Origin of the sequence: Mesorhizobium sp. NFR06, assembly GCF_900115245.1 — a bacterium.
In the GTDB taxonomy this organism is placed as follows: domain Bacteria; phylum Pseudomonadota; class Alphaproteobacteria; order Rhizobiales; family Rhizobiaceae; genus Mesorhizobium.
Map to the genome: position 1 here is coordinate 66,299 of NZ_FOVT01000013.1, position 12,992 is coordinate 79,290.

At 61.4% G+C, this 12,992-nt stretch carries 10 protein-coding genes; 1 reads left to right on the top strand and 9 read right to left on the bottom strand.

What is annotated here, in order from left to right; all coding sequences use genetic code 11:
- Positions 1 to 3 precede the first annotated feature (3 nt).
- The 3 genes from F3H96_RS21575 to F3H96_RS21585 all read right to left on the bottom strand — a co-directional run bounded on the left by F3H96_RS21575 (position 4) and on the right by F3H96_RS21585 (position 2,910).
- Positions 4 to 1,389, bottom strand: coding sequence for a hypothetical protein (locus tag F3H96_RS21575; protein WP_149803733.1), 1,386 nt, complete (start codon positions 1,387 to 1,389; stop codon positions 4 to 6).
- Positions 1,390 to 1,488: 99 nt separating this feature from the next.
- Positions 1,489 to 2,010, bottom strand: a complete 522-nt coding sequence (locus tag F3H96_RS21580; RefSeq protein WP_149803734.1) for a GNAT family N-acetyltransferase — start codon at positions 2,008 to 2,010, stop codon at positions 1,489 to 1,491.
- 75 nt (positions 2,011 to 2,085) lie between these two features.
- Positions 2,086 to 2,910 (bottom strand): hypothetical protein, encoded by an 825-nt coding sequence (locus tag F3H96_RS21585; protein ID WP_149803735.1) that lies wholly within the window; start codon positions 2,908 to 2,910, stop codon positions 2,086 to 2,088.
- A gap of 203 nt (positions 2,911 to 3,113) precedes the next feature.
- Between F3H96_RS21585 and F3H96_RS21590 the strand changes: the two genes are divergently transcribed.
- Entirely contained in the window at positions 3,114 to 4,529 is a 1,416-nt protein-coding gene (locus F3H96_RS21590) for an adenylate/guanylate cyclase domain-containing protein (RefSeq protein WP_149803736.1), read from the top strand.
- 22 nt (positions 4,530 to 4,551) lie between these two features.
- Here the strand turns inward: F3H96_RS21590 and F3H96_RS21595 are convergent, their stop codons facing one another.
- The 6 genes from F3H96_RS21595 to F3H96_RS21625 all read right to left on the bottom strand — a co-directional run bounded on the left by F3H96_RS21595 (position 4,552) and on the right by F3H96_RS21625 (position 12,803).
- The gene (locus F3H96_RS21595; RefSeq protein ID WP_149803737.1) at positions 4,552 to 5,031 is read right to left on the bottom strand and encodes a class I SAM-dependent methyltransferase; all 480 of its coding nucleotides are present in this window, start codon (positions 5,029 to 5,031) and stop codon (positions 4,552 to 4,554) included.
- A 316-nt stretch (positions 5,032 to 5,347) separates the two neighbouring features.
- On the bottom strand, positions 5,348 to 6,529 hold the full coding sequence (locus F3H96_RS21605; RefSeq protein WP_149803739.1) for an ABC transporter permease: 1,182 nt from the start codon (positions 6,527 to 6,529) through the stop codon (positions 5,348 to 5,350).
- Entirely contained in the window at positions 6,526 to 7,524 is a 999-nt protein-coding gene (locus tag F3H96_RS21610; protein ID WP_149803740.1) for an ABC transporter permease, read from the bottom strand. The genes F3H96_RS21605 and F3H96_RS21610 overlap by 4 nt, the downstream gene beginning before the upstream one ends.
- A gap of 2 nt (positions 7,525 to 7,526) precedes the next feature.
- Positions 7,527 to 9,425, bottom strand: a complete 1,899-nt coding sequence (locus F3H96_RS21615; protein ID WP_149803741.1) for an ABC transporter substrate-binding protein — start codon at positions 9,423 to 9,425, stop codon at positions 7,527 to 7,529.
- Positions 9,422 to 11,317 carry an ABC transporter ATP-binding protein gene (locus F3H96_RS21620; protein ID WP_149803742.1) on the bottom strand — a complete coding sequence of 632 codons (1,896 nt, stop codon included), beginning with the start codon at positions 11,315 to 11,317 and terminating at the stop codon, positions 9,422 to 9,424. The genes F3H96_RS21615 and F3H96_RS21620 overlap by 4 nt, the downstream gene beginning before the upstream one ends.
- A 145-nt stretch (positions 11,318 to 11,462) precedes the next feature.
- Positions 11,463 to 12,803, bottom strand: coding sequence for an adenylate/guanylate cyclase domain-containing protein (locus tag F3H96_RS21625; protein WP_149803743.1), 1,341 nt, complete (start codon positions 12,801 to 12,803; stop codon positions 11,463 to 11,465).
- Positions 12,804 to 12,992: the final 189 nt, after the last annotated feature.

Here is a 12,992-nt window from a genome sequence, read left to right on the forward strand (position 1 = left end):
AGGTCAGGTCTCCTTGATCTTTGCCTGGCCGATCTTGCGCCATCGGGCGTTTTCGCGAACCAGTTTCAGGTCTTCGGTCGTCTCTGCAAACGTCCGCGATCGGTATTGCCGCAGCAGGGCCGGGAAGAGCGCTCCTTCCGGCAAGCCGGCAAGCTGCTCGCGCACCGAGACCTTTTCATCGATGACCCGCGTGCCCCAGGCATTTTCCCGAACCTTAAGCTCCGCGGCAAGATCGCGCTCTTCAGGGGCGTTTTCGTCCAGCGCAGCCAGCAGGATCGAGTGGAAAAGCGCTACATAGCCAATCTGTCTCAGGCCGCCCACAACCCGCACGCGCGGCAATATGGCAAGGACGAGGAACATCAGGAACAGGTTCGGCAGCAGCACGCCGTCCAACAGCGCCTGCTTGAGATGCGGTCGCTCGAACGGGATGGAAAGACCATGCGGCCTGTCAGGCTCGATTATGTGGCCGTTCTCGAGGACGAGCTTGCGCACGCGCTCCTCGCGGATGCCCCAGAAATAGTCCGTGGCATTGGGCAGGAATCTGCCAAATGGACCCGATGCGGCCGCTTGCAAGGCATGTTCGAGACGCTGGCGTCTTGCGGGTTCAAGGAGCAGCCTGGAAAGAAGGCTGCCGTCATATTCCAGATGCCGCGCCATGGCAGCCGCGGCGAGCCGGTCATCGATGAAGACCGGCAATGCCATGCCGCAACGATCCCAATCGGCGACCAGGTTCTCGTTGAGGGCTGTTAGCGCATCGGCGGCGGTTCCAAACACCTTGTCCCGGCTGGCAAGCAGTGTGCCCAGCCAGCGGCTGGCGTCCGTTTCATCGCCTATCGCCTCGAGCGCGCGCTTGTTGAGCGAGACGGGACCGGCCACGCAGGCGCTTTTGCGGCACAGTTTGTGGCGCCCCATGCCAAACAGGTTGACCTTGTCGTCGCCGACATCGAGCCATCCCGGTCCCTCCCGGCCAATTGTCTCCATGGTCATCGTCGTTCCCATGAAGCCGAAGAAGGCCGAAAGCCCGTTCTCGACCGCGCCGAGCCAGGCAAGCAGCACGGCGTCGAAGGTGATCCGGTCCATCAGAAGCAGGCAGTGCAGGCCGGACTGAATCACCGGTCTGTGTTCGAACTCATCGAGGGCCTTGCCGATTTCCTCAGGCTGCATGATCACACCGAGGCGCTGATGCAGGACGTCGCGCAGGATCGAGCGGGCAGCGATCGCCGGCCCTGATGCAGGCCTTGCCACCGGCCGCCACAGATGGCGGGCGTAATCGGAAACCGGCGCATTCCAGTTCTGCTCGATGTCACGCGCGACTTCCGGGCAGAGCAGCGACAGCACGGCCAGAATTTCCACCGGAGGCGCGGGGGCTGGGTCAAAGGCGGCGGTCATTGGTCCCGTCTAGCCGCTTGTGGTGCAAACGCCAAGGGAGACCGGACTTGCTGCATCAGCTGAGACGAAAGTGGCCTCTGTCCTACTGAACAGCTGAACTTAGAACCGTAGCCGGGCCATGCTCAGGAGGTCGTGGTACTGCCCGTCGGTAAAACCGGCCTTCACATGCCGGCCTTCGACCACGAAGCCGTGGCGTGTGTAGAGACGGATGGCCGGTTCGTTGTCGGCATAGACGGACAGTTCGACCCGCTTCAGGGCCCGCCAGTTGTCGGCCACGTCGAGCAGCGCGCCAAGTATGGCAGAGCCGATGCCCTTGCCGACAAAGGCATCGTCAAGGCCGATATTGATCTCGCCGATATGCGAACGGCGCGGCGAACCCTGCACGACCAGGCTGCCATGGCCGACCACCTTGCCGTCCAACTCCGCGACGATCCAGGTGGTTTCCTGGCCAGACTTGGCGATGCGCCGCTCCACCTGCTCCACCATCTCGAACGGCATCCTGAACGTGCCCCAGCGGAAGCCCGGCATGTTGAAGATAGCGCAAAGCGCCTCCGCATCGCTTGGCCGGACGGCTCGCAGCAGCGGCTGGATTTTCTCTGGGGATGGCGAGGTGCTGGTCATGGCGTTCCCCGGCGAAGGCAATCGGCCCGGCACGATGCACCGGACGTGACCTGAAAATCCAGCCGTCTGTGCAACCTATGATGCCGATCGCGAGCTAAAATACCGGCAGGCGGCGTAGAATTTGAAGACGCCGCTGATGCCGATCCAGCCGAAAAGGGCGAGCCAGCACAATGTCCGGGTCGCCGTCCAGTCTATCCGGTGCACCGCAGCGTCGGTGATGACGAGGCCAAGGATGGCAAGCAGGCCAACCAGGAACTGCGCCAGGCCGAGCACCAGCAGTTCCTCGCGCGGCGCGCTTCTCCGGACGAGATATGTACCGCCCGCGCCGGCGAGGAAGATGGCGCTGTAGACCTGGGCATGGAAGGGATCTACCGGCCATGGCCATGTGCTGCTGACTATCTTGGGAAACAGCAACATGCCGGCGCCATAAAGCCCAAGTGTCGCCGTTTCCAACGACATGTACCCGCGCCATGAGGGATTTAAGGTCACGCCCTTTGCTGAAGGACGGGCCCTGGCCCGCCACAAGAACAGCCCCGATACCGCGGCCGAGCCAAGATAGACCAGGAACCAGAGCCAGGTCGCTTTGCGCTCCAAATTGAAATAGCTGAGATTGACGAATGAAGCCACTGAGACGATGACTGTGAAGATGAAGGCCATGACCAGCACGAGCCTGCCGGGCGACCAGCGATTCCAGACCAGCAGCGCAGCCATCACCGCCATTTCGGCGGTATAGAAGCCGCCGAGGAAGCGGGCACTGAACGGCGTGACAGCCCAGGGCCAGCGCGGCTTGACCAACTCAGGCGCAAAAAACAGGCCGGCGCCTACGATCAGGACGATGATGACCACCGCCGAGAAAAGCCGCAGGGCCGCGGGAAATCGCGGGTTGTCGGATGTCGGCATGGGAGAGAGTCCCAGAGCTGAATGCCTATCGACCATCATAGTGCCGCTTGCGGCCGGTGAAAATCCGCCGAATGGAGATTGAACTGTCACCGGGCTTGTCTATTCGAATGGCCGTACGGTCCGTTTCGCAGTAAGATGGAGGGCTCGGACCAAGGAGCGGTCCGGTCAACACGCCTCAGGACGCATTTTCCGGAGCCTGCACGATGAACGAAGCTCAGGATCTGTTCTCGCTTCTGCGGCAATCGACCGACGTCGATCCGCTGGCTATCGACGCGATCAAGCAAACCATCACCAAGGGCAACGACCGCGAACTTTGCCGCATCAATGCGCTGGCCTTCGCCAGCAAGCACGGCCTCGACGAGGAACGCGCCGTAAGCGCCTTTCTCCATGCGGCGCGGGTAGGCATCTTCGACATTTCCTGGAATGTTCTGTGCCCCGGCTGTGGCGGCGTGCTCGACACCAATGCCACGCTGAAAACCGTGCAGAAGGACGAATACACCTGCGCGCTGTGCTCCGAGGGCTATTCGCCGACCCTCGACGAGATGGTCGAGGTGACGTTCACCGTCAGTCCCCGCGTGCGCCGGATTGCCGCCCACAACCCAAACGAACTGCCGATGGTGGAATATTTCCGCCAGATCTACTGGGGGTCCGGCGTCGATCTGCCGGAAGGGGATCTGGCGGAAAAGATGGAAGCGTTCACACTGGAGGATATTGAGCTTGCGCCCGGTGAAAGGGCGGTTCTGCCCGTACAGCTTCCGTCCGAATTCGTCATCGTCTTCGAGCCGGTGACCCATTCGGTGCAGTTCATCGACGGGAAGGGCGAACCAACAAAAGAGCGCCGAGGCCTCTCTTTGGTCTTCGATCGCGACCATGTCCAGAACCAGACGCTGGAGATGCAGCCTGGCCCGTTGCGCATTTCGCTGGAAAACAGGACCGACACCCGCGTACTGCCGACGGTCTTCATCGCCGGCCAGCTATTGCATGATTTCATAGGCAAGCGCCGGCCCTTCCTGACCGCCAAGCGCCTGCTCACCAACCAGACGTTCCGCGATCTCTATCGGGCGGATACGCTCGACATCAACCAGCGCCTGAAGATCACCAGCCTGACCTTCCTGTTCACCGACCTGCGCGGATCGACCGAGCTTTACGAGCGGGTGGGCGACCTTTCGGCTTTCGATCTCGTGCGCGAGCATTTCCAGGTCCTGCACGAAATCGTCGCGGCGGAGGCGGGTGCGGTGGTGAAGACGATCGGCGATGCGGTGATGGCGACCTTCGCGACGCCCGATCGTGCGATTGCTGCGGCCCTCAGGATGCGCGATGCCATGCGTGCGCTCAATGAAAAGAGCGGGCGCGAGGATCTGCTGCTCAAGATCGGAGTTCACGCCGGCCCCTGCATCGCAGTGTCCATGAACGAGCGACAGGACTATTTCGGCCAGACCGTCAACATTGCTTCGCGGGTCCAGAACCTTGCCAACGCACAGGCGATCTTCGCCACTCGCGCGGTTGTCGACGACGATCTCACCGCCGATCTGTTGCACAGGAACGCGCTGACGCCCGTGCCCCACGAGGTCTCGCTGCGCGGCATCGAGCGGGAGATAGCGGTATACACGATCCCCTGAAGATCTGAGCCGTCTCCGCCCCTCACACGCGCCTACAGATAAAATAACGATCGGCGGGCACCGAAGGCGGCGGCGGGAGGCGTTGCAGCAGTGGGTGATCGAGCGGCGTGCCGCTGACCGCGATACCGCCGACGCGCAGCAGGCGCGCGGCCAGGTCGGGAAGCCAGGTAGCGGTCACTGCATCGCGATCTTCGTAGCCGGTGCCGATGTCTGCATGAACAAGAGCGGCCTCGATGCCAATGAACCTGCTCGCCGTCTCGCGTATTTCGCCGAGCACGAGGTTTTCCGCTTCGGGAATTGAGCTGGCATGTGCGGCCAGCGCGCGGTCGAACGCCACGATTCGGCGTCCGGGCAGGCGCTCGCGCAGATGGTGGAACGTCCGGCCATTGCCGAGGCCGAGCTCGAGCACCGGCCCCTCCATCTTCGCCACCTCTGGGCAGACATGATCGAGAATGTCGCGCTGTGCGGTCATCCTGCGGATGAAACTGTCGAGGCGACTCATCTGCGATCGTATGTCCTGAACCGGTCCACGAAAATCGGCGATGCCCCCGACCAAAGCCTTTCAGAGCTGGAGCCGGAGATGTCAGCTCGCGTCGACCCGAAATCTGGATCCGGCTCCGAATCAAAGAGATGGAGCATGATGTCGTCCGAAAACCACTTCACACTTTTCGGTATCATGCTCTGAAACCCGAGGGCGAGGTGTCAAAATCCGATCGATTCTTGCCGCATAGAGCCGAACCACGAACATTGCAACAACCGAACGGCAGCCGAAGCGCGACGCGCTATAGCCGACACGGCGCGACGCGATGGCGACGACGTCACTTGTAGGGGTCTGCGGCGTCCCGCAAGCCGTCGCCGAGGAAGTTGAACGCCAGGATAACGAGAATGACGGGGAGCATCGGCAAAAGCAGCCAGGGATAGAACGCGATCACGCTAACGCTGCGCGCCTCGGTGAGCAGGATGCCCCAGCTGGTGGTCGGCGCCCTGAGGCCGAGCCCGAGGAAGCTCAGCGCCGTCTCGCCCAGGATCATGCCGGGTACGGAGATCGTCGCCGTGGCGATCAGATGCGACATGAAGCCGGGAATGAGATGCCGCCGGATGATGCGGCTGCTGCTGGCGCCCATCAATTGCGCGGCCAGAACGTAATCCTCCTCGCGCAAGGCAAGAAGCTTTGAACGCACGGCCCGCGCCAGTCCTGTCCAGTGGATCAGCCCGAGGATGACGGTGATGCCGAAGTAGATCAGGATCGGACTCCAGGTTATCGGCATGATCGCCGCCAGAGCCAGCCAGAGCGGAATGCTGGGGATCGATTGCAAAACTTCGATTATGCGTTGAACGATCAGGTCGAAGATACCGCCGTGATAGCCGGCCAGTCCCCCGATGACTATGCCGAGCACGAAGCTGAAACTGATGCCGACCAGGCCGATTGTCAGTGAGATGCGTGCGCCGTAGATGATGCGCGACAGCACATCGCGCCCCAGCCTGTCGGTGCCGGCCAGAAAGAGCTGGCCGTTTTCGGCAGGGCAGACAAGATGCCGGTCGCCTTCGATCAGGCCCAGGAACCGATAAGAGTCGCCCTTGCAGAAGAAACGGATCCGCTGAACATCATCGTGTTTGTCGATGTAGTTCCGCTTGAGCGTGTCCATGTCCAGCATCATCTGACGGCCATAGACGAACGGCCCGACGAACTGCCCGTCATGGAACAGATGCACCCGCTGCGGTGGCGAATAGATGTAGTCCATGTTGCGCGTGTGCAGATTGTAGGGTGCCAGGAACTCGCAGATCAGTATCCCGAAATAAAGCGCTGCCAGGAATATGCCGGATACAAGGGCAAGCCGGTGCTTTCGGAATTTCCACCACATCAGCCGCACCTGCGAGGCCTGAAACACCTTCGACTGCTCCGGCGTCATCGCCTCGACGGACTGCAGGTCGAAGGGCGCGATGGAAACATAGTGTTGCAGTGGAGCGCCCGGAGCGGGTAGCGGCGATTGCGTGTTCATTTGGTGCTGCCGCCCTGCAAGCGAATTCGCGGATCAAGCAGCGCCAGCGCCAGGTCGGAAATCAGCACGCCGATGACCGTCAGGAAGGCGAGGAACATCAGGAATGACCCTGCCAGATACATATCCTGGCTTTGCAGCGCTCTGATCAGCATCGGCCCGGTCGTTTCCAAGGACAGCACGATCGCCGTGATTTCGGCGCCGGAGATGATGGCAGGCAGGATAGAGCCGATGTCTGAAATGAAGAAATTGAGCGCCATGCGCAGCGGATATTTGACCAGTGCCTTGAAAGGATGAAGGCCCTTGGCGCGCGCGGTCACGACATATTGCTTGTGGAGCTCGTCGAGCAGATTGGCGCGCAGCCGCCGGATCATGCTTGCCGTGCCCCCGGTGCCGATGATCAGGACCGGGATCCACAGATGCGCGAGGATCGACTTCGCCTTGGCCCAGCTCATCGGCTCGCTGAGATATTGCAGGTCCATGAGATGGCCGATGGATGTGCCGAACCAGATGTTGGCGAAATACATCAGGATCAGCGCCAGCATGAAATTCGGAATGGCAAGGCCGAGAAGGCCCAGGAAAGTCAGGCCGTAGTCGCCCCAGCTGTATTGATGCGTTGCGGAGTACATGCCGATCGGAAAGGCGATGAGCCAGGTGACGATGATGGTGACGAAGGAAACCAGCACGGTCAGCCACATTCGGTCGCCGACGACGTCGCGAACCGGCAGCTCATACTCGAAGGAATAGCCGAAATCGCCGTGCAGCATCCCGCCGACCCAGTAGAAGTAGCGAATGATCGGCGGTTTGTCGAAACCGTACTCCTTGCGCATCATCTGGATGCGATCGGAATCCACCGCTTCGCCCTGGGCCCGAAGCTCCGAAACATAGCTGTCGAAATAGTCGCCCGGCGGAAGTTCGATGATCGTGAACACCAGCGCCGATATGATCAGCAGCGTTGGAACCATCACAGCGATGCGCCAGACAATATATCGAAGCACGCTCAGGACTCTCCAAGCCAGAATGTATCCGGCATGTAGACACCGAAATAGGCGGTCGGGTCGTAGCCGTAGAGTGCCTTGTCAGGCATGTTGCGCAGTCGCGAGGATGCAAGAACCGGCTGATGCGTCCCGTTCACCGTGCCGATCGAAAACACCTGATCGGTGTAGATCGATAGCATTGAATTCCAGATTTCGGCGCGCTCCGCGGCCCCGGTCGATGCGTTCCAGCGCTTGAGCAGAGCCATCAGCTCGATCACTGGCGCAAGATCGGGCGCCTCGCCGAGCGTGCCGTGAGACAGGTAGTGGGCACCCCAGAGCGGCCATTGCAGCTGGTCGTCGATGGTGGGAGCCAACTGGTACGGATTCATGTCGGCGGTCGGCACGCCATTGTCGATGCCCGACCATATCGACATCATGATTTCGCCGCCAAGCGCACGGCTGCGGAAGATGTCGCGCTGCGATGTGCGAACGAACAGGGCGATGCCGATCTTGCGCCAGTGATCGGTGATGAGTTCGAGCGCGTCGGTTTCCAGAGTGCTTTCACCGGCCGTTTCCACGATGATTTGCGCCGGGCGCCCGTCGGGGAGTATCCGCAGCCCGTCTTCGTCACGCGTCTTGAGCCCGGCCTCGTCGAGCAGGGCATTGGCCTGGTCGGGATCATGGGCGACCCAGGCTTTCGCGAATTCCGGCCGGTAGAGAGGGCTCTCCGGCAGGACGGTATCGGCGCTTTCCTGCGCCAATCCGTAGAACACGGCCAAATTGATCTCGCGCCTGTCCACGGAGAGCGACAGCGCGCGGCGCACGCGCACGTCACGCAACAGGCCGCGCCACACCTTGTCGGCGCAATTCAGGTTGGGCAACAGCGCCAGCCGAGAACCCTGTGTGCGTTTCCACAGACGCATCTTCACCGGATAGCGCTTCTCCGCATCCTTCAGGAAGGCATAATCGCTGAAGTCAATTCCCATGCATTGCAGGTCGCTCTCGCCCGCACCGGTCTTGGCGGAAATGATCGCCGACGAGCTGACATCCATGATAACCCGGTCAATATACGGCAGTTGCCTGCCATTCTCGTCTATTCGATGAAAGAACGGGTTGCGCTCGAAGACGAACTGCTCGGCCGGCGGCTTGGTCCTGTTCTGCCAGGGATCGAGCGTCGGCAGTTCCGGATTCTCCGGGCGGTATTGCCGCGACATGCGGATATGCAGGAGCGTCCATTTCTTCGCCCGGTTCTCTTCCATCAGGCCGGCGAGCCGGAATGGATCCTGGTATTTCTTGTGGAACTGCTTGAGATAGGCGGCCGGCAGAACAAGCGACAGCGGCGAGGCGGCAGCAAGCTTGGGCAGGAAGTCGGGATTGGGCGCGTCCCAACTATAGCGGACCGTCAACGGATCGACGATTTCGAAGCGGGGCGGCTTGCCGTCCACCATCAGGGTCGGGGGGAGCCCGCCTTGCGAAAGCTCATCGTTGAGCCAGACATCTTCCCAGCAATAGCGAAAATCCTCCGGCGTCAGCAGGCTGCCGTCGGACCATTTGTGTCCTTCCCGTATCTTGAAGGTGAAGACGCGGTCACCCGCTACGTCGAAACTTTCGAGAATGTCGGGTTGCAGATTGAGCTTTTCGTCATAGCCGACCAGGCGGGAATACCCGTAGATCGTCATCATCCGGATATCTTTCTGGCTGCCGATGATCGTGCGCAGCGTGCCGCCATACTGGCCGGGCTGCCGGCCCATCGCGGCGAGATTCACCGCGCGCGGCCTCTTGGGCACGCGTTCGGCGAGTGCCGGCAACGCCCTGGCCGTCAGCCGCGGCTGAAGAAATTCCGGCTCCAGGTCGCCGGCGCGCGACGTGCTCGGCAGAAATCCCGAAGCCATAAGTCCAAGGACGGTGCGCCGGCTGATCAATGGCGTAACTCGCTGACATCGGCCGAACGTCGGGCCAGCACGAGGTGGCCGCCGCCAAGATCGAGCGGCGACAGCATGTCCTCCTCGCCCTCGTCACGGAATTGCGGTCCCCATGCGCTGCTGTCGGAAGCGCCGCTGAGCTTCAGCGTCTTGAAATCCATCGGCCGGTCGAGATCGGGGAAAGGTACTGCGGCGACCAGCGAGCGCGTGTAGGGGTGGATCGGTTTCCTAAGCAGAATTTCGCGCGGCGCGAGCTCGACGATACGCCCGCCGCACATCACCGCGATGCGGTCGGCCATGTAGTCCACCACCGCCAGGTTGTGCGATATGAACAGGTAGGTCAGGCCCAGTTCCTTCTGCAGATCTTTCAGAAGGTTCAGGATCTGCGCCTGGACGGAGACATCGAGCGCCGAAACCGGCTCGTCGCAGATCAGCAGTTCAGGCCCCAGCGCCAACGCGCGCGCGATGCCGATACGCTGACGCTGCCCGCCGGAGAAACTGTGCGGATAGCGCTTGATGAAGCGTGGATCGAGTCCGATCGCCTGCATCAGGCTCTTGACCGTGGCGAGCCGGGACGCGGCATTGCCACGTTGGTGGATTTCCAGCGGCTCGCTCAAGATGTTCTCCACCGTCATGCGAGGCGAAAGGGACGACACCGGATCCTGGAAGACCATCTGGATTTTCGCGCGCAGCTTGCGCATGGCGTCTGCGCCGCCTGCCAAGACGTCGATCGGTCCATCGCGGCCGTTGAACGTCACGGAGCCGCCGCTGGGGGTCACCGCCCGCATGAGGATCTTGCTGACGGTGGTTTTGCCGGAGCCGCTTTCGCCGACCAGACCCAGGCACTCACCCCGCCTGATATCGAAGCTCACGCCGTCCACGGCGCGAACGGAGCTGTGATGATCCCCGCCGAACCATCCGGACTTGCGGATGGTGAAGATCTTTTTCAGGTCCCTGACCGACAACAGGATGTCGTCCGGCCCCTTCGAAGCCGGCGCCGTCTGCTTGCCGAGCAGGTCCCCGACATTCACCGGCACCTCGCGGAGCGCCTTTAGCCTTTCGCCAGGCTTCAGGTCGAAATGCGGAACGGCTGCCATCAGGCCCTTCAGGTAAGGGTGACCCGGCCGGCGGAATATCGCCTCAACGGGTCCCGCTTCCATGATCTCGCCATGGTACATGACCACCACCTCGTCGGCGACATTGGCGACCACGCCGAGGTCGTGCGTGATCAGCAGCATCGCCATGTTCAGCTTGGTCTGAAGCCCGCGCAGCAATTGCAGGATTTGCGCCTGGATGGTGACGTCCAACGCCGTCGTCGGCTCGTCGGCGATCAACAGGGCGGGTCGGCAGATAAGCGCCATGGCGATCATGGCGCGCTGACGCAATCCTCCTGAAAGTTCAAACGGATACATGTCATAGGCGCGCTTGGGATTGGGAAAGCCGACAAGGCTGAGCATTTCCTCGGTCCGCGCCTTGCGCTCTGCCCGAGCCATGGGCGTATGGATCTGCAGGGATTCGCTGACCTGGTTGCCGATCGTGTGCAGCGGCGACAGCGATGTCATCGGCTCCTGAAAGATCTTGCCGATGCGGCTGCCTCTCAAGGCCCGGATTTCGGGTCCGTCACGTGGCATCTGCAGGATATCCTGCGTCGTGCCGGGCTTTTCAGGATCGGAAAACAGGATACGGCCGCGCACATGGGCTGTATTCGGCAAAATGCCCATCACGGCCTGGCTCAGAACCGATTTTCCGGAACCCGATTCGCCCACAAGCGCGGTAACCTTGCCGGGCAGGACGCGAAGATTTGCGCGCCTGACGGCATGCAACGGTCCCCCGATAATGGCAAAAGAGATGCCAACGTCTTCGATCCGCAGTAGATCAAAACCCGAATTCATCCTCACACCAGCCCCACTCTGGTCGGCCCCAGAAAGCGAGACTAGCGTATTGCCAGCCTAGAGCAACTTGGATTCGACACGGTCGTCGCTGGCGGAAGCGGCGACCGGACTGCCTCCCAAGGGCGTTCGGATCAGATCGTGGCGGTTATTGGAGTTTCCTCGGGTCGCCTGCCGACAGCCGCGCAGCATCGCGGTGAAGCAGCATGACCTGCTCGGCATCCGACCTTCGATCGTAGATCGGCTCCATCGCACCGTCTTCGTCGAGTGCGAGAGCACCCGACAGATCGGGTGAAAGCACCGTCAGCTTCTGCTTGATGCCCGCCAGTTCCTCGGCGCCGAGCGTCAGCCAGCTGTTATCGCCGCAATAGCTGGCGAAGTCTTTGCTGGCGAGAACGCTGTGCGGATATTTCTTGGTCAGGGTCTGGAGGCGCTGGACCTCGTTCACAGCCGAGCCGAAGACCGAGAACGTCAGTCGGTCGGTAAGCCCGACATTGCCGAACATCACATTGCCGACATGCAGGCCGATGCCAAATTTTATGTCGGACAACCCGTTTTCCTTTCGGCGCAGATTGAGATCCGTCATCCGCGCCGTGGCCTTGTGCGCTGCCGCGAGAGCAGCCTGGCAGGCGATCTCGGACTGCGAGCGGTGCCTTTCGCAAGGGTACACGGCAATGAAGCCATCGCCGATGAAGCTCATAATCTGACCGCCGCTGCGATTGAAGGGGGCAGCGACCGCGTCGAAAAACTGGTTCAGCGTATCGATATAGATTTCGCGGCCGGAGGTTTCGGCGAGCCTTGACGACCCTCGCATGTCGCCCATGACCAGTGCCGCCCGGATTGTATCTCCGTCGCCGCGCTTGATCTGACCGTCAAGGACGCGCCTGCCGGCATCGCCGCCGAGATAAGTGGCCATCATGTTGTCGGCGAGCTTGGTGAGCACCGCCATCTTGGTTGCGATGGCGAGATGGCTCTGGATGCGCAGCAGCGCCGAAATCATGCTGTCGCTGAAGCCAGCGGCACTGTCGGTGGACCAGGACCCCATCATGCCCTGACTGGTGTTGCCGTTGAAGGGAAGGACGAAAGCCATGTAATCGGTGACGCCCATAAGCCTGAGTTCATCGAAAACAGGAAACTCCGACGGCACCGACGTGTCGAGCCGGCGCCGCAGATGGTCGAGCTTGTGGCTGAGCAGATGGTAGTATGGGCTGGTCAGGAACCTGTCGGACGCCACGCCGGCCTTTTTGCGGAAGCTTTCCACTTCAAGGCCCTGGCCGCGAAGCCAGGTGAACCCAAGCGCGTCATAAAGCGGGTGGAGCATCGAAAAGCTCAAATGCACCCGCTTCAGCGGCAGGCCGGCGGCAGCCAGCCGTTCGCAAAAGCCTTTTACCAATGTCTCCAGGTCATTGCCCGCCAGCGCCGATTGGTTCAGCCAATCGGCAACCTTGTCCATGAGAATGGTGGAAATTTCTGCTTGCGCTGTGCCCATGCTATCTCGCAACCCGTCGAAGACGGAGCCATTATCCTTTGATCCGCCATAACACAGTCCGCCAGCCACCCAAAGCTTAGCCCCCCGAAGTCAACGAAACGTGCTTCGGCAGCAAAAGCGTCGAGCAATTGCCCGGACGACGGTCCTTGCGGCAAAGGAGCGAACGCAACTGCATCCATGTTCTGCCGG

Excerpts from the sequence above, each read along its gene's own strand:
- F3H96_RS21575 (WP_149803733.1), bottom strand. The coding sequence starts at position 1,389 with ATGACCGCCGCCTTTGACCCAGCCCCCGCGCCTCCGGTGGAAATTCTG.
- F3H96_RS21580 (WP_149803734.1), bottom strand. The coding sequence starts at position 2,010 with ATGACCAGCACCTCGCCATCCCCAGAGAAAATCCAGCCGCTGCTGCGA.
- F3H96_RS21585 (WP_149803735.1), bottom strand. The coding sequence starts at position 2,910 with ATGCCGACATCCGACAACCCGCGATTTCCCGCGGCCCTGCGGCTTTTC.
- F3H96_RS21590 (WP_149803736.1), top strand. The coding sequence starts at position 3,114 with ATGAACGAAGCTCAGGATCTGTTCTCGCTTCTGCGGCAATCGACCGAC.
- F3H96_RS21595 (WP_149803737.1), bottom strand. The coding sequence starts at position 5,031 with ATGAGTCGCCTCGACAGTTTCATCCGCAGGATGACCGCACAGCGCGAC.
- F3H96_RS21605 (WP_149803739.1), bottom strand. The coding sequence starts at position 6,529 with ATGAACACGCAATCGCCGCTACCCGCTCCGGGCGCTCCACTGCAACAC.
- F3H96_RS21620 (WP_149803742.1), bottom strand. The coding sequence starts at position 11,317 with ATGAATTCGGGTTTTGATCTACTGCGGATCGAAGACGTTGGCATCTCT.
- F3H96_RS21625 (WP_149803743.1), bottom strand. The coding sequence starts at position 12,803 with ATGGGCACAGCGCAAGCAGAAATTTCCACCATTCTCATGGACAAGGTT.